Source organism: Burkholderia sp. BCC0044 (assembly GCF_902832955.1).
GTDB lineage: Bacteria > Pseudomonadota > Gammaproteobacteria > Burkholderiales > Burkholderiaceae > Burkholderia.
Genome location: NZ_CADFDO010000001.1, coordinates 712,687 through 733,283 on the forward strand (window position 1 = coordinate 712,687; position 20,597 = coordinate 733,283).

Below are 20,597 nucleotides of genomic sequence, written 5' to 3' on the forward strand. Positions count from 1 at the left end.
GGTATAGTTAATCGCAATCCGCGCGAATCTTACCTCACGCATCATCTCAAAAAAATCCCTGACAGAATTGCCAGGTTGAATCGGCACGCGCCCCGTAATCAGATCTCTTTCAACTACTTATAGGGGTTACGTTATCGCAGGGATTTGACCTGTTCGACCGCCGTATCGTCGACGCTCCACGCCCTCGGGCGGCGCGACAGCAGCCACCGCGCCGCGCCATCGAGCGACGTGCACAGCACCAGATAGATCAGCGCGACGAACAGGAAGATCGGCGCCGGATACACCATCAGTCGGTTGTTCACCTGCGTCGCGACGAACGACAGCTCCGGCACGCCGACGATATACGCAAGCGACGTGTCCTTCACGAGCGCGACCCACTGGTTGACGAACGACGGCGTCATGATCCGGATCGCCTGCGGCAGCAGCACGTAGCGCACCGTCTGCCAGCGCGTGAGCCCGAGCGACAGCCCGGCCTGCCATTGCCCGTCGCCCGCCGCGACGATCCCCGCATGCACCGCATGCGCGAGATACGCGCCGCCGATCAGCGCCAGCGCGCACACGACCGTCGCGAGCCCCGGCACGTCCATGTGCAGCAGCACGGGCATCAGGAAATACGTCCAGAAGATCAGCATCAGCACCGGAATCGCGCGGAAGAAGCCGATGACCGCGAGCAGCAGCATGCGCGCCGGGCCGCGCGCGAGCGCCATCGCGACGCCGAGTGCCGCGCCGAGCACGGCCGACGCGACCGCGGACGCGAGCGCCAGCACCAGCGACAATGCGGCGCCGCCGAGCGGGCCGTCCGGAAACGCGCCGACCAACAGGTACGGCAGATTCGAGAGCAACAGCGAAAGATCCATCGTCAGCGCCCCGCTCCGAGCCGGTCGCGCCATTGCGTGGCCGCATACGCGCCGGCCTCGATCGCGGCCACCGCCGCGACGTACAGCACGGTCGCGACACCGAACGCGGCGAAGGTCTGGAACGTCTCCGTCTCGACCTGCCGCGACGCATACGACAGCTCGGCCACGCCGATCGCCATCGCGAGCGACGAGTTCTTCACGAGATTCATGTATTGGCCGAACAGCGGCGGCAGCGCGATGCGCACGGCCTGCGGCAGCACCACGTAGCGCAGCGACTGCATCGGCGTGAGGCCGAGCGCGGCCGCCGCATCGTGTTGCGCGCGCCGCACGCCGCGCAGGCCGGCTTCGCATTCCTCGGCGACGAACGCGGCCGTATAGGCGCTCAAGCCGAACCAGCCCGCGACGAATTCGAACGACGGCCACGCGAGCGTGAGCGGGCCCGCGCTCACCGCATGGCGCGCATTGAGCCATGCGATCCACGTTTCGGGCAGCAACGACGCGACGCCGAAATACCAGAACAGCAACTGCACGAGCAGCGGCGTGTTGCGGAACGCGACCACGTATGCGGCGGCGACCGCGCGCGGCGCCGTGCCGCGCGCATGCCGCATCACGGCGAGCAGCAGCCCGCCGACGGTCGCGGCGACGGCCGACGCGGCCGCGAGGCCGAGTGTCAGCAGGAAGCCCTGCCAGAGCCAGGACAGATATTTGGGAGCCAACCCGAGCATGTCGTATTACGGGCGCAAAACGCGCGATCGGAAGAAAACGAAAAGCGCCGCGACGCCGGGATACCGGCGCAAACGCGGCGCGCGTGCGGCCTTGGCCTGATTCAGGTCTTGTCGCCGATCCGGAAAATGCGCGTGAGCGGCGTTTTCGTCGTCGGCCCGAACCATGCGTCGTAGATCTGCGCCGCGCGGCCGTTCGTCTCGAGCCCCTTCAGCGTGTCGTTGACGAAGCCGAGCAGGCGCGTTTCGCCCTTCGGCACGCCGACGCCCATGTAGTCGTTCGAGATCGTGAACGCCGGGATCTCGTAGTTCTGCTTGTCGGGCACGTTCGCGAGCAGGCCGATCAGCTTCGGGCCGTCCTGCGTGATCGCCTGCACGTTGCCGGCGCGCAGCGCGGCGAACGCGAACGGCGTGTCGTCGTACGCGACGATCGTCGCCTTCGGGAATTTCTCGCGCAGCGTGATTTCGTTGGTCGTGCCCTTGTCCGCGCCGACGCGCAGGCCGTTCAGCTGATCGGCCGATTTCAGCACGCCCTTCTTCGCGAGAAACTGCTGACCCGACGAGAAATACGGGATGCTGAAGTCGACCTGCTTCGCACGCTCGTCGGTGATCGTGAAGTTCGCGAGCACGAGATCGACCTTGCCGGACGTCAGGAACGGAATGCGGTTCGCGGGGTTGGTCGGTTGCAGTTGCAGCTTCACGCCGAGCTTGTCGGCGAGCGCCTTCGCATAATCGACGTCGAGACCGACGATGTGGTTGCTTTTCGCGTCGACATAGCCGAACGGCGGATTGCTGTCGAAGGTCGCGACGCGCAGCACGCCGGCCTTCTTGATGTCGTCCAGACGATCCGCATGCGCGGCGGTACCTGCGGTAACGAGCGCGACCCCGATGAGCCACGTAGCGAGCGTGTTGATTTTCATGAGCACGACCTGAATTGTTATGGAGGCCGCCGCGGATCGCGCGGCGGCACGGTTAGAAGCACATCGCGACGAAGTGTGTCGTCGCGAAGCCGCTAACGTATCAGCGCGTGCGGCGAATTCGAACCAACAAATGGTGCTTTGCTCAGCGGGTTTCGTGATGAGGCGCGCGGGCGGCGGGCACGCACCGCCCCGCACAAAAAAAAGACGCCCGCTGCAAGCAGCGGGCGCGAATCCCAGTCAAGGAGGTGTCACACGAACTACGCAGTCAGATTAAGGAAATCGCCCGTCACGGACAACGAATCGATTTCCATATCGATATGACGCGGCACGCTCATGCCGCCGCCTGCGGAATCGCACGCCGCAAAAAAAACGTCCCGCCAACCGGCGGGACGTTCGTCATCATGCAAGTACGCGCAACGCGCCGCCGATCACGGCTCGTGACGCAGATACCCTTCCTTGCTCGGATCGCGCATGCGCCACGACACGATCAGCGAGATCGCGCACAGCACGGTCACGTACCAGTAGAAGGTTTCCTCGCTGCCGATCGACTTGAACCACAGCGCGACGTACTCGGCCGACCCGCCGAAGATCGCGTTCGCGACCGCATACGACAGGCCGACACCCATCGCGCGCACTTCCGGCGGGAACATCTCGGCCTTGATGAGGCCGCTGATCGACGTGTAGAAGCTGACGATCGCCAGCGCAACGGTAATCAGCACGAATGCGGCCACCGGGCTCGTCACGTCCTTCAGCGCATGCATCAGCGGCACCGTGCCGATCACCGCGAACGAACCGAACAGGATCATCGACGTGCGGCGGCCGATCTTGTCCGACAGCGCGCCGAACACCGGCTGCATCAGCATGTAGACGAGCAGCGCGACGGTCATCACGTTGCTGGCCGTCTTCGCGTGCATGCCGGCCGTGTTCACGAGGTACTTCTGCATGTACGTCGTGAACGTGTAGAAGATCAGCGAGCCGCCGGCCGTGAAGCCGACCACCGTGAAGAACGCGCCCTTGTGCTGCCACACGCCGCGGATCGTGCCGGCGTCCTTCTTGTCGCGCGATGCGCTCGTCGACGTCTCGTCGAGCGATTTCCGCAGGTACAGCGAAATCAGCGCGGCCGCCGCGCCGACCACGAACGGAATGCGCCAGCCCCACGCTTTCAGCTCGCCGGCCGACAGCGTCTGCTGCAGGATCACGAGTACCAGCAGCGCGCACAGCTGGCCGCCGATCAGCGTCACGTACTGGAACGACGCGAAGAAGCCGCGACGGCCCTTCAGCGCCACTTCACTCATGTAGGTCGCGCTCGTCCCGTACTCGCCGCCCACCGACAGGCCCTGGAACAGGCGCGCGACCAGCAGCAGCGCCGGCGCGAGCGCGCCGATCTGCGCATAGGTCGGCAGCACCGCGATCACGAGCGACCCGCCGCACATCATCAGCACCGAGATCATCATCGCCGCGCGCCGGCCGTGACGGTCGGCGATGCGGCCGAACAGCCAGCCGCCGATCGGACGCATCAGGAAGCCGGCCGCGAACACGCCGGCCGTGTTCAGCAGCTGCGTCGTCGTGTTGCCGCTCGGAAAGAACGCCGGCGCGAAGTACAGCGCGCAGAACGAGTAGATGTAGAAGTCGAACCACTCGACGAGGTTGCCCGATGAGGCGCCGACGATGGCGAACACGCGCCGCCGGGTGTCATGCGCGGACAGCGCAGCTTGGTCGGTCTGGACGTCCATGGGTTGGTCTGTTCCTTTTAGTGCTTTCTGGGCGAGACGGCTGGGGGCCGCCGCGTGCGGTCGCACGTGGCACCGGTTCCGGGCGCACGGCGCTACGGGATTTTAGCGAAATGTAAAGTAACAGGCGCTCCGGGTTCGTCCCGATGTAGAAAATTTTTCTCCCGTCGCGCGCGCTTCATATGAAAACGCCAGCCCGAAGGCTGGCGTCCGATGCAAGCATTTCCGACTGCGGCGACGATCACACGCGCACTTCCGGCGGCACGTAGCGGCACTCGTAGCGCTTGCGCACGGTGCCGGCCTCGTCGACGCTTTCCAGATACACGTCGAACTGCCAGAGCCGCGCCATGTGCTTGAGCACTTCGTCGCTGTCGTTCGACAGATGGCGGTTGTCGGTCATGAAGTGGCGCAGCGTGAGGCTGCGGTCGCCGCGCGTGTTCACCGCCCACACCTGGATGTTCGGCTCGCGATGATGGATGTCGTACTGCCGCGACAACGCCTGCCGCACGTACTGGTAGCCGGAATCGTCGTGGATCGCCGATACCTCGAGCGAATCGCGCATGTCGTCGTCGAGCACCGAGAAGAGCCGCATCTCGCGAATCAGGTTCGGCGACAGGTATTGCGCGATGAAGCTCTCGTCCTTGAAGTTGCGCATCGCGTAGTGCATCGCCGGCAGCCACGGCGTGCCCGCGATCTCCGGAAACCACTTGTAGTCCTCCTCCGTCGGCGCTTCGCAGATCCGGCGGATGTCGCTCATCATCGAGAAACCGAGCGCATACGGGTTGATCCCGCTGTAGTACGGCTTCGTGACGGGCGGCTGGTAGACGACGTTGCTGTGCGAATGCAGGAACTCCATCATGAAGCCGTCTTCCAGCTTCCCCTGGTTGTACAGCGTATTGAGCAGCGTGTAGTGCCAGAACGTCGCCCAGCCTTCGTTCATCACCTGCGTCTGCCGCTGCGGATAGAAATACTGGCCGATCTTGCGCACGATGCGGATCACTTCCCGCTCCCACGGTTCGAGCAGCGGTGCATTCTTCTCCGCGAAATACAGCAGGTTCTCCTGCGGCTCGGACGGATAGCGATCGTCCTGCTCCTCCGTCAGCTCGGGCTTCTTGCCCGGCAGCGTGCGCCACAGTTCGTTGACCTGCGACTGCAGATACGCCTCGCGCTCGCGCCGCAGCGCCGCTTCCTTCGACAGCGACGGTTTCTGCGGCCGCTTGTAGCGGTCGACGCCGTAGTTCATCAGCGCGTGGCACGAGTCGAGCAGTTCCTCGACGCGATCGAGGCCGTAGCGCTCCTCGCATTCCGCGACGTAGTTCTTCGCGTACACGAGATAGTCGATGATCGCGTGCGCGTCGGTCCACAGCCGGAACAGGTAGTTGCCCTTGAAGAACGAGTTGTGCCCATACGCCGCGTGCGCGATGACGAGCGCCTGCATCGTCATCGTGTTCTCTTCCATCAGATACGCGATGCACGGGTTCGAATTGATGACGATTTCGTAGGCGAGGCCCATCTGGCCACGGCGGTAGCTCTTCTCGGTCGCGAGGAAGTGCTTGCCGAACGACCAGTGACGGTAGTTGACGGGCATCCCGACCGACGCATACGCATCCATCATCTGCTCGGCGCTGATCAGTTCGAGCTGGATCGGGTAGATGTCGAGCTCGTACTGTTCGGCGACCTGCGAGATGTGCGTGTCGTATTCCTCGAGCAATTCGAACGTCCAGTCGGACGGGCACGGCAACGGCTTGCGTTCGGCAACGTTCATACGCGCTTCCTTTTGCCCGGAACCGGGCAAGTCGGCGGCCGGCGGCGGTGGTGGTTCGGCCTGCCCGCGTTGCTGCGGTGCGGCAGGGCCGGCCGTGTCGTCGCCGGAAGGGCGCGGCTCATAGCCGCGCGACTCGTTGTGCAGATGGCGGGTCGTCATGACATTTCCACCTGCTTTTCGAACAATTCGCGAAACACCGGGTAAATGTCCGCAGCCGATTCCACTTTTTTCATCGCGAGATGCGGTTGCGACAGGGCCAGTTGCGCGTATTCCAGCCACAGATTCTGCTCTTCCGGCGCGACCTGGATATACGCGAAGTAACGCGTCTTGGTGAGGATATCCTCTTCCAGGATTTTGCGACACTTGGGCGAATCGTCAGTCCAGTTGTCGCCGTCGGACGCCTGCGCGCCGTAGATGTTCCACTCGGTCGGCGAGTAGCGCTCGTCCATCACCTTGCGCATCAGTTCGAGCGCGCTCGACACCACGGTGCCGCCGCTTTCGGTCGAATGGAAGAAGGTGTCCTCGTCGACTTCCTCGGCGCGCGTGTGGTGGCGGATGAACACCACTTCGATGCGCTCGTAGTTGCGCTTGAGGAACAGGTACAGCAGGATGAAGAAGCGCTTCGCGAGATCCTTGCGCTGCTCGTCCATCGAGCCCGACACGTCCATCAGGCAGAACATCACGGCCTGGCTCGACGGTTGCGGCTGCTTCACGCGGTTGATGTAGCGCAGATCGAACGGATCGATGAACGGAATCCGCCAGATGCGCCCTTTCAGGTGATGGATCTCGGCCTCGAGCGTCGCGATTTCCGCGCGGCGGTCCTCGGGGTCGCTCTTCAGCGCTTCGAGCTGCGCCTCGAGCTCGCGCAGCTCGTTGACGAGCGGCGAGCCGAGCGCGATGCGCCGGCCGAGCGCGCTGCGCAGCGAACGCACGACGTCGATGTTGTTCGGCGTGCCTTCCGCCGACCAGCCCGCGCGCACGTTCTTCCAGCTCGGCACCGTCAGCAGGTGCGTCTTCACGAGGCGCGGCAGTTCGAGATCGTCGAAGAAGTACTGCATGAACTCGTCGCGCGACAGCTCGAACACGAAGTCGTCCTGCCCTTCGCCCTCGTTGCTCGCCTGACTGCCGCCGCCACCCGAGCCGCCCTGCGGACGCGGAATCTTGTCGCCGCGCACGTAGTCCTCGTTGCCGGGGTGCACGTATTCACGACGCCCGCCCGGCGCGTGCCGGAAATTCGGCTCCGCGATGTCCTTGCGCGGGATCGTGATGCTCTGCGTGCTCTGGATATCCTTGATGCTACGGTCGCGCACCGCGTCGGACACGGCACGACGAATGTAGTTCTTGACGCGACGCAGAAAGCGTTCGCGATTGGCGATGCTCTTGTTCTTGCCGGCCAGCCTGCGGTCGATGATTTGATGAAGCACTCCCGGTCTCCCGCTCGAAAGTCGATCTGCCGGGGCACTCGCCGCGCATGCCGTCTGCCGTCATGCGGGCGGCGCCTCTGAAAGCGCCCGGACGGACTCGCCGTACGGGCGCGATACCGCGCGCGTCATGACGACTTGCGCACGCGCAGGTACCAGTCGCAAAGGAGCCTCACCTGCTTCGGCGTATAGCCCTTCGCGACCATCCGGTTCACAAAGTCCTCATGCTTGCGCTGCTCCTCCGCCGAACCCTTGGCGTTGAATGAAATGACCGGCAACAGTTCCTCGGTGTTCGAGAACATCTTCTTCTCGATCACGACGCGCAACTTCTCGTAGCTCGTCCACACGGGGTTCTTGCCGGCGTTCGCCGCCCGTGCACGCAACACGAAGTTCACGATCTCGTTGCGGAAATCCTTCGGATTGCTGATCCCGGCCGGCTTCTCGATCTTCTCCAGCTCCGCGTTCAGCGCGGCGCGGTCGAAGCTCTCGCCCGTGTCGTGATCGCGGAATTCCTGGTCCTGGATCCAGAAGTCCGCATACGTGACGTAGCGATCGAAGATGTTCTGGCCGTATTCCGAATACGACTCGAGGTAGGCCGTCTGAATCTCCTTGCCGATGAACTCCGCGTAACGCGACGCGAGCACGTCCTTCACGAACGACAGGTACTTCTGCTCGGTTTCCGGCGGGAACTGCTCGCGTTCGATCTGCTGTTCGAGCACGTACATCAGGTGCACCGGGTTCGCCGCGACCTCGCTCGTATCGAAGTTGAACACGCGCGACAGGATCTTGAACGCGAAGCGCGTCGAGACGCCGGTCATCCCTTCGTCCACGCCCGCGTAGTCACGATACTCCTGGTACGACTTCGCCTTTGGATCGGTGTCCTTCAGGTTTTCGCCGTCGTACACCTGCATCTTCGAGAACAGGCTCGAATTCTCCGGCTCGTGCAGCCGTGACAGCACCGAGAACTGCGACATCATCTTCAGCGTGCCCGGCGCGCATACGGCCTCGGCCAGCGACGAATTGCGGATCAGCTTCTCGTAGATCTTGATCTCTTCCGACACGCGCAGGCAGTACGGCACCTTCACGACGAAGATCCGGTCGAGCAGTGCCTCGTTGTTGCGGTTGTTGCGGAACGCCTTCCACTCCGATTCGTTCGAGTGCGCAAGAATCACGCCGTCGAACGGAATCGCGCCGAAACCTTCGGTGCCCTTGAAGTTGCCTTCCTGCGTGGCGGTCAGCAGCGGGTGCAGCACCTTGATCGGCGCCTTGAACATTTCGACGAATTCGAGCAGGCCCTGGTTCGCGAGGCACAGGCCACCCGAGTAGCTGTATGCGTCGGCATCGTCCTGCGCATACTGTTCGAGCTTGCGGATATCGACCTTGCCGACCAGCGACGAGATGTCCTGATTGTTCTCGTCGCCCGGCTCCGTCTTCGCGATGCCGACCTGCCGCAGGATCGACGGATAGCGTCGCACCACGCGGAACTGGCGGATGTCGCCGTTGTATTCGTGCAGGCGCTTGACGGCCCACGGACTCAGGATGCTTTTCAGGTAGCGGCGCGGAATGCCGTACTGTTCCTCGAGGATCGGACCATCCTCGTCGTAGTCGAACAGCCCGAGCGGCGATTCGTTGACGGGCGAGCCCTTCAGCGAATAGAACGGCACGCGCTCCATCAGTTGCTTCAGGCGCTCGGCGATCGACGACTTGCCGCCGCCCACCGGGCCCAGCAGATAGAGAATCTGCTTCTTCTCTTCAAGACCTTGCGCAGCGTGGCGGAAGTACGCGACCACCTGCTCGATCACCTCCTCCATTCCGTAGAACTCACGGAATGCCGGATACACCTTGATGACCTTGTTCGCGAAGATCCGCGACAGGCGCGGGTCGTTGCGGGTATCGATCTGTTCAGGTTCCCCGATTGCTTCCAGCATGCGTTCACCAGCCGTCGCGTACGCGGATGGATCGTTCTTGCAGAGCGCGAGATACTCCTCCAGCGAGAGCTCTTCCTCTCGCGTTTTTTCGAAGCGGTTCGCGAAGCTGCTGTAAATATCCATGCTACCTCCCTCGCCTGAGTCTGAAGACGGGCCTGCCTTCGTATGACTGCGCAGAAGCAAGCGCGTTCGAATTCATCCTAAACCCTTTCTTATTTTTTTTCACGAACTCTTCGTATGAAGTTCGTCATTCTCGACAACACCGCTTGGACAACGCATTTCGTCGTTTTACAATCGACCTCCCGAGCCGCAGAAACTGCATCCGCCGCGTCTCGTCGAACATCGAAACGTCTCGTGCGTTGGACATCTCCGACGTCGCCACCTCTGCCCTTCATCCCTATACGTTCGAGCAGTCGCGTGCGATGACACGCCGCGCGCACCGTTACAAATTTTTTTCGCACGCCCTTACGGACATACCCGTACGACGAACGCGGGAACATGACGCGCACGCCGCGCATTCCCGCGAATCCGTCGGTGCGCGACGCACGACGCACGACGCACGAGCACGTGCCGATGCACGATCGAGCGTGCGCGCTGTCACATTTCACTTGTCGCGGAAACGACGACGCCCGCGGAGCGCGGGCGTCGTTCGTCACCAAATGGGGATAGATACGCGCGTCGCGCGGATCAGAACGTCTCCCAGTCGTCCCCGCCGACGGTCGCGGCGGCCGGTGCGGGCGCCGGCGCAGCCGATGCGGCGGCAGGCTTGCGCGCCGGTGTCGCGGCGGCCGCGCGTTTCGGCGCGGCATCGCGTTCGATACGCGCGGCCGCCGGTGCGGGTGCCGCGGCCGGCGCGGAAAGCGCGCGCGGCGCCTGACGCGCGGCTACCGCAACGACGGTGCCCGCTCGCGCCGCTTCGTCGTCGAGCTGGAATACCGCCGCCGTTTCGCGCAGGCGGGCCGCCTGTTCCTCGAGCGACTGCGCGGCGGCCGCCGCTTCCTCGACGAGCGCGGCATTCTGCTGCGTGACCTCGTCCATCTGCGCGACCGCGCGCGCCACCTGGTCGATCCCGCTGCTCTGCTCCTCGGAGGCCGCCGCGATCTCGCCCATGATGTCCGTCACGCGCTGGACCGCGCCGATCACGTCGCTCATCGTGCGCCCGGCTTCGTCGACCAGCGTCGAGCCGGTCCGGATGCGCTCCACCGACGCGTCGATCAGCGCCTTGATTTCCTTCGCCGCGCTCGACGAACGCTGCGCGAGGCTGCGCACTTCGCCGGCGACCACCGCGAAGCCGCGGCCTTCCTCGCCCGCCCGCGCGGCTTCGACGGCCGCATTCAGCGCAAGGATGTTGGTCTGGAACGCGATTCCCTCGATGATCGCGATGATGTCCGCGATTTTCGCCGAGCTGTCGTTGATTTCGCCCATCGTGCCGACCACCTGGCCGACCACCGTATTGCCCTTGTTTGCAATGTCGGACGCATTCGCGGCCAGCGAGCTTGCCTGACGCGCATTGTCCGCATTCTGCTTCACGGTGCCGGTCAGCTGCTCCATGCTCGACGCGGTTTCCTGCAGCGCGGCGGCCTGCTCCTCGGTGCGCGACGACAGGTCGGTGTTGCCGGCCGCGATCTGGCGGGCCGCGGTCGCGATCGACTCGCTGCCGCCGCGCACGGTGCGCACCGTGTCGACGAGCCCGCGCTGCATCCGCGCGAGACCTTCCAGCAACTGGCCCATCTCGTCGCGCCGGTCCACGACGATCGGCCGGCGCAGGTCGCCCGCGGCGATCGCGTCGAAATGCGACAGCGCATCGGCGATCGGGCGGCCGATCGCACGGCTCAGCGTCAGCCACGACAGCACCGCGGCGCCGATGCCGGCCAGCAGCACGACGATCGACAGCACGCGCATCGTCTCGAACACCGATTCCGCCCGATCGAAGCGGGCCTGCGCGTCGGTGAACTGGAAGGTGCGCAGCGCTTCGCCGGCCACGGCCAGATCGTTATAGCGCGCCTGGAGCTGCTTCGCGCCGCCGCCGATCTGGTCGTGATCGCCCGTCCCGATCGCCGTCGCGAACGCGTCGCAACTGTCCTGCAGCGCCTTGCGCCGGGCGGCGACGTCCTGTGCGAGCCGGTCCTCGTCCATGCCGCGCGGCAGCGCCAGGTATTTCTGCCACCATGCGTCGGACTGCCCACGCATCGCGCGGCTGCGCTCGATGGCGGCCGTGGAGTCGGGCGTGCCGGCCAGCAGCGCCGCCCGGTCGAGTGCGAGGCGCTCGCGCGCGGCGAACACTTCGGCGACCGCCACGTCGACCGCGCTCGGCATCTGGTTCGTGAAAATCTCGCGCGTCGAATCGTTCGAACGCGTCATCCCGTACAGACCGAGCACGCCGGTGACACCCAGCAGTACCGCCAGAAACGCCATCGTCAAACCGATGCGCGCACGAATCGTCAGGTTCCTGAACACCATCATCCATCCTGTGTTGCGTCGTCATGAACGGGCCGCGCCCGTTGGCTCGAAGCATTGCTTCACTTGACTCATTTACGACCGCGCCACGCACAACTTGACGGATTTCAGCCCATTTTTTCGAATTATTCGTCTGAACATTACAATTCACTGAACAATTCGCGCCAATTCGGGCCGGTTCGACAACGGGAGGAAAAGGCAGCGATGCGCGGGCACGCGCACGCGCGGCCGGCCGTCTCGTGCGACGAACCGGCCGCGATGCGGACCCGGAATCCTGGGATCAGGCCTGGTCGGCCAGTTCAGCGCGCGTCGGAATCGACGGCTGCGCGCCCGCGCGCGTGACCGACAGCGCCGCCGCGCGTTGCGCGAAGCGGATGGCCGTGTCGACGTCCGCGCCGGCCGCGAGCCGTGCGGAAAAGCCGCCGATGAAGGTGTCGCCGGCCGCCGTCGTGTCGACGGCCTGCACGACCGGCGCCGGATAGTGCCGCGCGGCGCCGTCGGCCGTCAGCGCGAGCACGCCGCGCGCGCCGAGCGTGACCAGCACGTTGCGCGCGCCGCCGGCCTGGAGTGCCCGCGCGGCGGCTTCGGCTTCCGCCGGATCGCGCACCGGCAGCCCGGTCAGCGCGGCCGCCTCGACCTCGTTCGGGATCAGGTAATCGACGAGCGGCAGCCAGCCGTCCGGCAGCGGTGCGACGGCCGGGGCCGGATTGAGCACCACCGTCCGGCCCAGCCGGCGCCCGGCCGACAGCGCCGCGAACACCGCGTCCGGCGGCGTCTCGAGCTGGCAGATCAGCACGTCGGCCGCCGCCAGCGCGGCCTCGTGCCGCGCGATCGTGTCGATCGTGACCTCGCCGTTGCCGCCCGCGACGATCACGATCGCGTTCTGGCTCGCATCGTCGACGACGATCAGCGCGACGCCGGTCGACGCCGATGCGCTCGTCGCGAGCCCCGTGCAGTCGATGCCCTCGGCCTCGAGGCCCGCGCGCAAGGCCGCGCCGTGCGCATCCGCGCCGACGCAGCCGATCATCGCGACCTGCGCGCCGAGCCGGGCGGCGGCGACGGCCTGGTTACCGCCCTTGCCGCCCGCCGCCTGCGCGAACGCGTGCCCGGCGAGCGTTTCGCCCGGCAGCGGCAGCCGCGGCGCGCGTACGACGAGATCCATGTTGAGGCTGCCGACCACCGTCACGCGGCCGGCGCCCGTTGCGTTCGCCGTCATGCGCGAGCGCCCGGTGCGGCCGGCTCCCGGTAGATTGCCGTCGATTCGCGCAGCACGAGGCGCGGCGACACGACGCGGCGGCGGCTCGGCACCGCGGTCGAACCGCCGCCGATCCGTTCGATCAGCGTCTGCGCGGCCATTTCGCCGAGCGCGCGCACCGACTGGCCGACCGTCGACAGCGCCGGATACGTGTAACGGGAAAATTCGATATCGTCGAAGCCGATGATCGAGCAATCGTCGGGCACGCGCATCCCGCGCTCGGCCGCCGCGCGCAGCGCGCCGACGCCCATCAGGTCGTTGCCCGCGAAGATCGCGCTCGGCCGCACCGATTCGAACAGCCGCGACGCCGCGTGATAGCCGCCCAGGCACGAGAAATCGCTTTCGGCGATCGCGCCCGGCACGATGTCGACCCCGCGCTCGGCCATCGCGCGGATGAAGCCGTGCACGCGCATCGCGCTGACGGCGGTGTCGGTCGGCCCGGTGATGCAGCCGATCTTCGCGTGTCCGAGTTCGAGCAGGTGGCGCGTCGCCAGGTACGCGCCGCGCTCGTGGTCGATCTGCACGAGATCGGCCGCGAGCCCCTCGATGTTGCGGTCGACGACGACGAGCGGCGCGTGGATATCCGCGAGCGTCTGCGCGAGCACCGCGTCCTCGCCCGCCGACGCGACGATCAGCCCGTCGATGCGCTTTTCCTGCAACACGCGCAGGTAGTTGCGCTGCTTCACGGGATCGTCGTCCGAATTGCAGAAGAACACGCAATAGCCGTTGGCCGCGCACTGATCCTCGATGCCGCGCGCCAGCTCGGCGAAATACGGATTCGTGCTGTTCGGCACGACGAGGCCGATCGTCGCCGTCGCCCGCGCCTTCAGCGAGCGCGCCACGGCCGATGGCACGTAATTCAGCTCGCGGATCGCGCCCTCGACCTTCGCACGCACATCCGCGGACACCGGCCGCGAATTGTTCACCACGTGCGAGACGGTCGTAAACGACACGCCCGCCATGGCCGCCACATCCTTGATCGTCGCCATTTCCCGTTTCTCTCTGGTCTGTTCTGTCTGTCTTCTTACCGCACGCGCGTACGCCGGCTGCGATACGTATCGAGCACGACCGCCACCACGATCACCGCACCCGTGATGATCCGCTTCGTCGGCTCGTTCGCACCGATCTGCGCCAGCCCCGCGGCCAGCACGGAAATGATCAACACGCCGAAGAACGTGCTGATCACCGAGCCGCGCCCGCCCATCAGGCTCGTGCCGCCGATCACGACGGCGGCGATGACCTGCAGTTCCAGGCCCGCCCCCGCGTTCGGATCGGCCGCCTCGAGCCGCGAAATCTGGAACAGCGACGCGAGCCCCGCGAGCGCGCCCATCAGCGCGAATACGAGGATTTTATACGGCCTCGGGTTAACCCCCGCAAGTCGCACCGCTTCCTCGTTCGTGCCGATCCCGACCAGATAGCGCCCGAACACCGTGCGCGTGAGCACGAACTGGGCGGCGATCATCACCGCGACCGCGATCAGGAACGCCGGCGAAATGCCCAGCGCGATCGGGTTCGACAGGAAATCGAACGCGTCGCCGATATACGCGGTGCGCGAATTCGTCAGCTGGTACGCGAGGCCGCGCGCGGCCTCCAGCACGCCGAGCGACACGATGAACGACGGAATCCGCCAGCCGACCGTGACCGCGCCGGTCAGCGAGCCCGTGACGGTCGCGACCGCGATCCCGATCAGCGCGGCCGGCAGCGGCCCCCACTGCCATTTCAGCGCGGCGACGCTGACCATCGACGCGGCGAGCGCGAGCACCGAGCCGACCGACAGGTCGATCCCGGCGATGATCAGCACGAAGGTCATCCCGACCGACATCACGACGAGATCGGGAATCTGGTTCGCGATCGTGCTGAACGTGTCGTAGGTCAGGAAATGCGAACTCAGCACCGAGAACAGCGCGATCATCGCGGCCAGCGCGCCGGCGAGCCCGAGATAGTTCGACAGGCCGAGCCGCGTGCCGGACAGCGTGCGCGCGCGGCGCCCCGTCACGTCCTGCTGCGCGCCTGCGTCGGTCGGGGAAACGGGAGGCTGGGTCATTGCTGTGGTCCTGTCGTCGAAGTGCCCGGAGCGGCGCCGCGCGCCTGCTCCGCGTCCGGATGCCGCATGGCCGCCGCCGGCGTCTCGCGGCCGAAGCCGGCGAATGCCGCGGCCAGCAGCGCATCCTGGGTCCAGTTGCCGCGCTCGAACACGGCGGTCATGCGCCCGGCCGACATCACGCCGATCCGGTCGCAGATCAGCATCAGCTCGCGCAGGTCGCTCGATACGACCACGAGCGCGCGGCCTTCGCGCGCGAGCGCGCCCATCAAAGTGTAGATCTCGAATTTGGCGCCGACGTCGATCCCGCGCGTCGGCTCGTCGAACAGCAGCACGCCCATGTCGCGCGCGAGCCAGCGGCCGATCACGACCTTCTGCTGGTTGCCGCCCGACAGTTCGCCGACCGGCTGCGCCGCCCCGTGCGTGCGGATCCGCAATGCATCGATCTGTCGCTCGGCGAGCGCCGTTTCGCGTGCCGAATCGACGACGCCGCCGCGCGCGAGCCGGTCGAGCTGACCGAGCGACACGTTCGCGGTGATCGACTGCGACAGCAGCAGCCCTTCGCCCTTGCGATCCTCGGTGATCAGCGCGATGCCCAGCTTCACCGCATCGACGGGCGACGCGATGCGCGCCGGCTTCAGCGGCTGGCCGACCGCGATCGTCCCGGCGTCCGGCGTATCGGCGCCGTAGATCAGCCGCAGCAGCTCGGTGCGCCCCGCGCCGATCAGCCCCGAGATCCCGAAGATCTCGCCCGCGCGCACCTCGAGCGACACGTCGCGCACGGCCGTCCCGCGCGTGAGGCCCGATACGGCGAGCCGCGGCGCGCCGAAGCGGCGCGCGCCGAGATCGATGTGTTCGCCGACCTCGCGCCCGACCATCAGCGTGACGAGCCCGTCGGACGTCGTCGCCGCCATGTCGCCCGCATGCACGAGCCGGCCGTCGCGCAGCACCGCGACGCGCTCGGCGACGCGCGCGAGCTCCTCGAGCCGGTGCGAGATGTAGACGATCGCGACGCCGCGCGACTTCAGCCGGTCGATCTGCTCGAACAGCAGCTCGACTTCGCGCGCGGTCAGCATTGCGGTCGGCTCGTCGAGAATCAGCACGCGGCAGTCGCCGATCAGGTTGCGCGCGATCTCGACCATCTGCTGATGGCCGATGCCGAGCGCGCCGACCGGCGTATCGGGGTCGACCGCGTCGAGCCCGACCTGCGCCATCGCGGCACGCGCGTCGTCGCGCAGCCGCGCGCGATCGATGATGCCGAAGCGCCGCGGCAGGCGGTTCAGGAAGAGGTTTTCGGCGACGCTCAGCGTCGGCAGCAGGTTCAGCTCCTGCATCACCATGCGCACGCCGAGCGCCTCGGCCTGCGTGCGGCTCGCCGGCGCATAGGCCTCGCCGCCGAGCTGCATCGTGCCGGTGGTCGGGTCGACGAGCCCGCCGATGATCTTCGACAGCGTGCTCTTGCCGGCGCCGTTCTCGCCCGTCAGCGCGAGCGCGTGGCCCGCGTCGAGCGTCAGCGTGACGTCGGCGAGCACGGGTTCGGCATAGGTCTTGCCGATGCCGGAGACGGACAGCACGGGGTGGGCTGAACGGGAGGGTTGGAAGGTCGGTTCCATCGCGATCCTGGTTGCGGCCGCGCGCACGCGGCGCGCGGGTATGACGCTCACAAGTGCATGTGCATGCAGTGGCCGTGATCGCGCTCACACCGGATAACGGCCGCCGCGCCGGATTCTTGAGCGCGGCGGCCGGACCGGCGCGGCGTTACTTCGTCACGAGATCCACCGGCGTCTCGACCACGCCGGACAGGTCGGCCTGCTTGCGATGCTCGGCGATCGCCTTGAGCGCCGTGTCGATGCCGAACACGGCCTGCTTCGCCGCGTACTGGTCGGCGGTCGCGAGCACGCGGCCGTCCTTCAGCATCGGCTTGATCGCGTTGATGTTGTCGTAGCCGACCACCAGCACCTTGCCCTGCTTGCCGGCCGCGCGCACGGCCGACACGGCGCCGATCGCCATGTTGTCGTTGCCGCACAGCAGCGCCTTCAGGTTCGGGTATTCGTTGAGCATCGCGGCGGCCACCGCATTGCCCTTGTCGATCTCCCATTCGCCCGACTGCACCGACACGACCTTCATCCCACCCGCCTTCATCGCGTCCTGGAAGCCGGCCGTGCGCTGCTGCGCATTGGTCGTCGTCGACACGCCTTCGACGATGCCGACCTGGTCGCCCGCCTTCAGCCGCTTCGCGAGGTAGTCGCCGATCTTGCGCGCGCCCTTGCGGTTGTCCGGGCCGACGAACGGCACGTTCAGGTTCTTCGACTTCAGCACGTCGGGATCGAGCCGGTTGTCGATGTTCACGACGACGATGCCGGCGTCGACGGCCTTCTTCACGACCGGCACGAGCGCCTTCGAATCGGCCGGCGCGAGCACGATCGCGTCGACCTTCGACACGATCATCTGCTCGACGATGCGGATCTGGTTCGCGGTGTCGGTCTCGTCCTTGATGCCGTTGGTGATCAGGTCGAACTGGTTCGCGTTGTGTTTCTGGTATTCCTTCGCGCCCGTTTCCATGGTCAGGAAGAACTCGTTGGCGAGCGACTTCATCACGAGCGCGACCTTCGGCTTGGCCGCGGATTGCGCGTGGACAGCCGGTGCGGCGGCCACCGCGACGGCGGCGAGCGCGGCGGTCAGGAAGCGACGGCGAAAGCGGACATTCATACACATCTCCTGGCGACTGGCCCGAAGGCCGGATTGTTGTTTGGTTGTTGTTTTAATGTGAGCAAACGTTTGCGCCACACTACCCGGGCAATGGCCATCGATGCTGCTGTCGGTACCACGGAATGGAAGCGAGGCAGACGGCCGACTGCCTGGCGCGTGCTGTCGTTGACGCGCCACCGCCGGCGGGACGCCGGCGGAGTGAAGGCTATGCTGTACCGATTCGCTTCGGCGCGCAACCTGTCTAATCAATATTTAAGGGTTTATTCGGAGCGCGCGAGCGCGCTTCACGACGCGCAAATACGACACTCGCGACGTCGGCGGCGGCTCGTCGAAGTACCTTGCAGCGGCGGGCCGAGGATGCAGCGATTCGTCGCGAACGACGCGATCGCCATGCGGATCGACGGCATTCGCCGTGCCGATATGTCGTCGACCGTGGCCGAACCGGCGATTCGGAAGGCGGTGCTTCGTGAATGAGAAGGGCTGCCGATCTGCGGTCCGCGCCGAGGTTCGGCGTGGCTGGTTGTTCTTGTTTTTCTGTCGGCAAGAAAGGTAGGTCGATCGTCGCCTGACGCGACGCATCTGACCGAAAGCCTTGGGGCTGATGCTTCAAGCGTGACGGCGGCAGTCCCAGCCGCCGCGCGGCGCGATACGGTGTACGCCAACGTACGCGTGCTGCGGGTCGCGCGCCGTCCGCGGCATCCGCCCGGACAGCGCACGACACGCGCGGGTCAAACGGCTTCGCGCAACAGCCCGGCGATTTCCGCTTCGTTCAGATGCGGCGCGAACATTTCGATCAGCCGGTACGCATACGCGCGCAGGAACGCGCCCTTGCGCAGCCCGACCCGCGTCGTGCTCGCCTCGAACAGGTGCTGCGTGTCGAGCGCGACGAGCCCCGTGTCGCGCTGCGGGTCGTAGGCCATCGCCGCGACCACGCCGATCCCCATCCCGAGCTCGACGTAGGTCTTGATCACGTCCGCGTCGATCGCGGTCAGCACGACGTCGGGCACGGCACCCGCCTGCGAGAACGCCTGGTCGATGTGCGAGCGGCCCGTGAAGTCCTGGTCGTACGTGATGATCGGATATTCGGCGATTTCCTCGAGCGTCAGGTTCTCGCGGCCGACGAGCGGATGGCCCTTTGGCACGACGACCGTGTGATGCCACGAATAGCACGGGAACGTGACGATGTCCGGATAGCGGTCGAGCGCCTCGGTCGAGATGCCGAGATCGGCCTCGCCGTTCAGGATCATCTGCGCGATCTGCTGCGGGCTGCCCTGGCGCAGCGCGAGATGCACCTTCGGGAACACGTCGGTGAACTGCCGGATCACCTTCGGCAATGCGTAGCGCGCCTGCGTGTGCGTGGTGGCGACGACGAGGTGGCCGCTGTCCTGATCGGCGAACTGGCGCGCGACGCGGCGCAGGTTCTCGGCGTCGAGCAGCATCCGCTCGATCAACTGGTGCACCGCCTTGCCCGGCTCCGTGAGCCCCGTCAGCCGCTTGCCGCGCCGAATGAAGATGTCGACGCCCAGCTCATCTTCCAGATCCTTGATCTGTTTCGACACGCCCGACTGCGACGTGTACAGCACGTTCGCGACTTCCGTCAGGTTCATGTTCTGGCGCACCGCTTCGCGCACGAACCGCAATTGCTGAAAATTCATGGGTATGCCTCTTAGGCTGTCGTTGTTTGATTGTCGAATCGGAGCGAATCCCGCCCTCTGCCCTGCATTGTCTCGTCAACGCGCGGGAAATACCCGCACGGCGCGCGGCACGGCCGTCGCGCCGTCGCCGACCTGCAGCGAAAGCGCGCGCCATGCGTCGCGGTCGAGTTCCGCCTCGAGCGCACCGCCCGCGCGCGCCTCGAGCTCCACGCGCACCGAACCGCCGAGCGGAATCACGCGCCGCACGTCCACCGCGATGCCGTCGCGGTGCCCTTCGCCTACCGGCCACAGCTGCAGATCGTGCGGCCGCACGTACGCGTTCGCGGGGCCCGCGAAATCGGCGTCGACCTCGATCGGCGCGGCCGCGCCCTCGGCGACGAAGCCGCGGCCGGCCACCGTGCCCGGCAGCCGGTTCGCCGCGCCGAGGAACTCGTACACGAACGCGCTTTGCGGATGATCGTAGACGTCCTGCGGGCTGCCGACCTGCTCGACGTGGCCGCGGTTCAGCACGACGATGCGATCGGCCACTTCGAGCGCCTCTTCCTGGTCGTGCGTGACGAAGATCGTCGAGATGTGCAGGTCGTCGTGCAGCCGACGCAGCCAGCCGCGCAGTTCCTTGCGGACCTTCGCGTCGAGCGCGCCGAACGGTTCGTCGAGCAGCAGCACCTTCGGCTCGACCGCGAGCGCGCGCGCGAGCGCGATGCGCTGGCGCTGGCCGCCCGACAGCTCGGACGGATAGCGCTGCGCGAGCCAGTCGAGCTGCACGAGCTTCAGCAGCTCGTGAACCTTCTCGCGAATCGCTGCTTCCGACGGCCGCTCGCGGCGCGGCTTCACGCGCAGCCCGAACGCGACGTTCTCGAACACCGTCATGTGGCGGAACAACGCGTAGTGCTGGAACACGAAGCCGACCTGGCGGTCGCGCGCGCCGACCGACGCGACGTCGAGCCCCTGCAGCACGACCTGGCCGGCGTCCGCGTGCTCGAGGCCCGCGATCACGCGCAGCAGCGTGGTCTTGCCGCAGCCGGACGGCCCGAGCAGCGCGACCAGTTCGCCGGGCGGGAAGTCGAGCGACACGTTGTCGAGCGCCGTGAAATCGCCGAAGCGCTTCTGAAGGTTACGGACGGTGATACCCATTCT

General features: G+C 66.2%; 16 protein-coding genes. 1 reads left to right on the forward strand and 15 read right to left on the reverse strand.

Annotation, left to right across the window (positions count from 1 at the left end; all coding sequences use genetic code 11):
* Positions 1–131 precede the first annotated feature (131 nt).
* The 13 genes from HWX14_RS03140 to HWX14_RS03200 form a co-directional block, all read right to left on the reverse strand.
* Entirely contained in the window at positions 132–857 is a 726-nt protein-coding gene (locus HWX14_RS03140) for an amino acid ABC transporter permease (RefSeq protein WP_175881510.1), read from the reverse strand.
* Positions 858–859: 2 nt separating this feature from the next.
* Positions 860–1,582, reverse strand: a complete 723-nt coding sequence (locus HWX14_RS03145; protein WP_175881511.1) for an amino acid ABC transporter permease — start codon at positions 1,580–1,582, stop codon at positions 860–862.
* 101 nt (positions 1,583–1,683) lie between these two features.
* A complete protein-coding gene (locus HWX14_RS03150) occupies positions 1,684–2,499 on the reverse strand; it encodes an ABC transporter substrate-binding protein (protein ID WP_175881512.1) in 816 nt (271 codons plus the stop codon).
* Between the two features lie 428 nt (positions 2,500–2,927).
* Entirely contained in the window at positions 2,928–4,232 is a 1,305-nt protein-coding gene (locus HWX14_RS03155) for an MFS family transporter (RefSeq protein WP_050012591.1), read from the reverse strand.
* Between the two features lie 238 nt (positions 4,233–4,470).
* Positions 4,471–6,153: a SpoVR family protein gene (locus tag HWX14_RS03160; RefSeq protein ID WP_175881513.1), complete on the reverse strand. Its 1,683-nt coding sequence runs from the start codon at positions 6,151–6,153 to the stop codon at positions 4,471–4,473.
* Positions 6,150–7,418 (reverse strand): YeaH/YhbH family protein, encoded by a 1,269-nt coding sequence (locus tag HWX14_RS03165; protein ID WP_006476064.1) that lies wholly within the window; start codon positions 7,416–7,418, stop codon positions 6,150–6,152. The genes HWX14_RS03160 and HWX14_RS03165 overlap by 4 nt, the downstream gene beginning before the upstream one ends.
* Before the next feature lie 125 nt (positions 7,419–7,543).
* Positions 7,544–9,466, reverse strand: coding sequence for a PrkA family serine protein kinase (locus HWX14_RS03170; RefSeq protein ID WP_006483964.1), 1,923 nt, complete (start codon positions 9,464–9,466; stop codon positions 7,544–7,546).
* Between the two features lie 564 nt (positions 9,467–10,030).
* Complete coding sequence (locus HWX14_RS03175) at positions 10,031–11,803, reverse strand: methyl-accepting chemotaxis protein (protein ID WP_175881514.1); 1,773 nt, start codon at positions 11,801–11,803, stop codon at positions 10,031–10,033.
* Between the two features lie 277 nt (positions 11,804–12,080).
* Positions 12,081–13,016 (reverse strand): ribokinase, encoded by a 936-nt coding sequence (gene rbsK, locus HWX14_RS03180; RefSeq protein ID WP_175881515.1) that lies wholly within the window; start codon positions 13,014–13,016, stop codon positions 12,081–12,083.
* Complete coding sequence (locus tag HWX14_RS03185; RefSeq protein ID WP_071334418.1) at positions 13,013–14,044, reverse strand: LacI family DNA-binding transcriptional regulator; 1,032 nt, start codon at positions 14,042–14,044, stop codon at positions 13,013–13,015. Before HWX14_RS03185 ends, rbsK begins: the two co-directional genes overlap by 4 nt.
* Before the next feature lie 35 nt (positions 14,045–14,079).
* On the reverse strand, positions 14,080–15,099 hold the full coding sequence (locus HWX14_RS03190; RefSeq protein ID WP_175881516.1) for an ABC transporter permease: 1,020 nt from the start codon (positions 15,097–15,099) through the stop codon (positions 14,080–14,082).
* A complete protein-coding gene (locus HWX14_RS03195; RefSeq protein WP_175881517.1) occupies positions 15,096–16,709 on the reverse strand; it encodes a sugar ABC transporter ATP-binding protein in 1,614 nt (537 codons plus the stop codon). The genes HWX14_RS03190 and HWX14_RS03195 overlap by 4 nt, the downstream gene beginning before the upstream one ends.
* Positions 16,710–16,854: 145 nt before the next feature.
* Entirely contained in the window at positions 16,855–17,805 is a 951-nt protein-coding gene (locus HWX14_RS03200; protein ID WP_050012585.1) for a sugar ABC transporter substrate-binding protein, read from the reverse strand.
* A 207-nt stretch (positions 17,806–18,012) separates the two neighbouring features.
* On the opposite strand from HWX14_RS03200, the gene HWX14_RS03205 reads away from it, so the two are divergent.
* Positions 18,013–18,279 (forward strand): hypothetical protein, encoded by a 267-nt coding sequence (locus HWX14_RS03205; RefSeq protein ID WP_175881518.1) that lies wholly within the window; start codon positions 18,013–18,015, stop codon positions 18,277–18,279.
* Between the two features lie 254 nt (positions 18,280–18,533).
* Here the strand turns inward: HWX14_RS03205 and HWX14_RS03210 are convergent, their stop codons facing one another.
* Both HWX14_RS03210 and HWX14_RS03215 read right to left on the reverse strand, forming a co-directional pair.
* Positions 18,534–19,460, reverse strand: coding sequence for a CysB family HTH-type transcriptional regulator (locus HWX14_RS03210; RefSeq protein WP_175881519.1), 927 nt, complete (start codon positions 19,458–19,460; stop codon positions 18,534–18,536).
* A 75-nt stretch (positions 19,461–19,535) separates the two neighbouring features.
* Positions 19,536–20,594, reverse strand: a complete 1,059-nt coding sequence (locus HWX14_RS03215) for a sulfate ABC transporter ATP-binding protein (RefSeq protein ID WP_011545347.1) — start codon at positions 20,592–20,594, stop codon at positions 19,536–19,538.
* Positions 20,595–20,597: the final 3 nt, after the last annotated feature.

Bases quoted from the DNA above. Each gene is read 5' to 3' on its own strand.
- HWX14_RS03205 (WP_175881518.1), top strand. From the start codon at position 18,013: ATGCTGTACCGATTCGCTTCGGCGCGCAACCTGTCTAATCAATATTTA.
- HWX14_RS03145 (WP_175881511.1), bottom strand. From the start codon at position 1,582: ATGCTCGGGTTGGCTCCCAAATATCTGTCCTGGCTCTGGCAGGGCTTC.
- HWX14_RS03215 (WP_011545347.1), bottom strand. From the start codon at position 20,594: ATGGGTATCACCGTCCGTAACCTTCAGAAGCGCTTCGGCGATTTCACG.
- HWX14_RS03150 (WP_175881512.1), bottom strand. From the start codon at position 2,499: ATGAAAATCAACACGCTCGCTACGTGGCTCATCGGGGTCGCGCTCGTT.
- HWX14_RS03190 (WP_175881516.1), bottom strand. From the start codon at position 15,099: ATGACCCAGCCTCCCGTTTCCCCGACCGACGCAGGCGCGCAGCAGGAC.
- HWX14_RS03170 (WP_006483964.1), bottom strand. From the start codon at position 9,466: ATGGATATTTACAGCAGCTTCGCGAACCGCTTCGAAAAAACGCGAGAG.
- HWX14_RS03195 (WP_175881517.1), bottom strand. From the start codon at position 16,709: ATGGAACCGACCTTCCAACCCTCCCGTTCAGCCCACCCCGTGCTGTCC.
- rbsK (WP_175881515.1), bottom strand. From the start codon at position 13,016: ATGACGGCGAACGCAACGGGCGCCGGCCGCGTGACGGTGGTCGGCAGC.
- HWX14_RS03210 (WP_175881519.1), bottom strand. From the start codon at position 19,460: ATGAATTTTCAGCAATTGCGGTTCGTGCGCGAAGCGGTGCGCCAGAAC.
- HWX14_RS03200 (WP_050012585.1), bottom strand. From the start codon at position 17,805: ATGAATGTCCGCTTTCGCCGTCGCTTCCTGACCGCCGCGCTCGCCGCC.
- HWX14_RS03175 (WP_175881514.1), bottom strand. From the start codon at position 11,803: ATGGTGTTCAGGAACCTGACGATTCGTGCGCGCATCGGTTTGACGATG.
- HWX14_RS03160 (WP_175881513.1), bottom strand. From the start codon at position 6,153: ATGACGACCCGCCATCTGCACAACGAGTCGCGCGGCTATGAGCCGCGC.
- HWX14_RS03140 (WP_175881510.1), bottom strand. From the start codon at position 857: ATGGATCTTTCGCTGTTGCTCTCGAATCTGCCGTACCTGTTGGTCGGC.
- HWX14_RS03155 (WP_050012591.1), bottom strand. From the start codon at position 4,232: ATGGACGTCCAGACCGACCAAGCTGCGCTGTCCGCGCATGACACCCGG.
- HWX14_RS03185 (WP_071334418.1), bottom strand. From the start codon at position 14,044: ATGGCGACGATCAAGGATGTGGCGGCCATGGCGGGCGTGTCGTTTACG.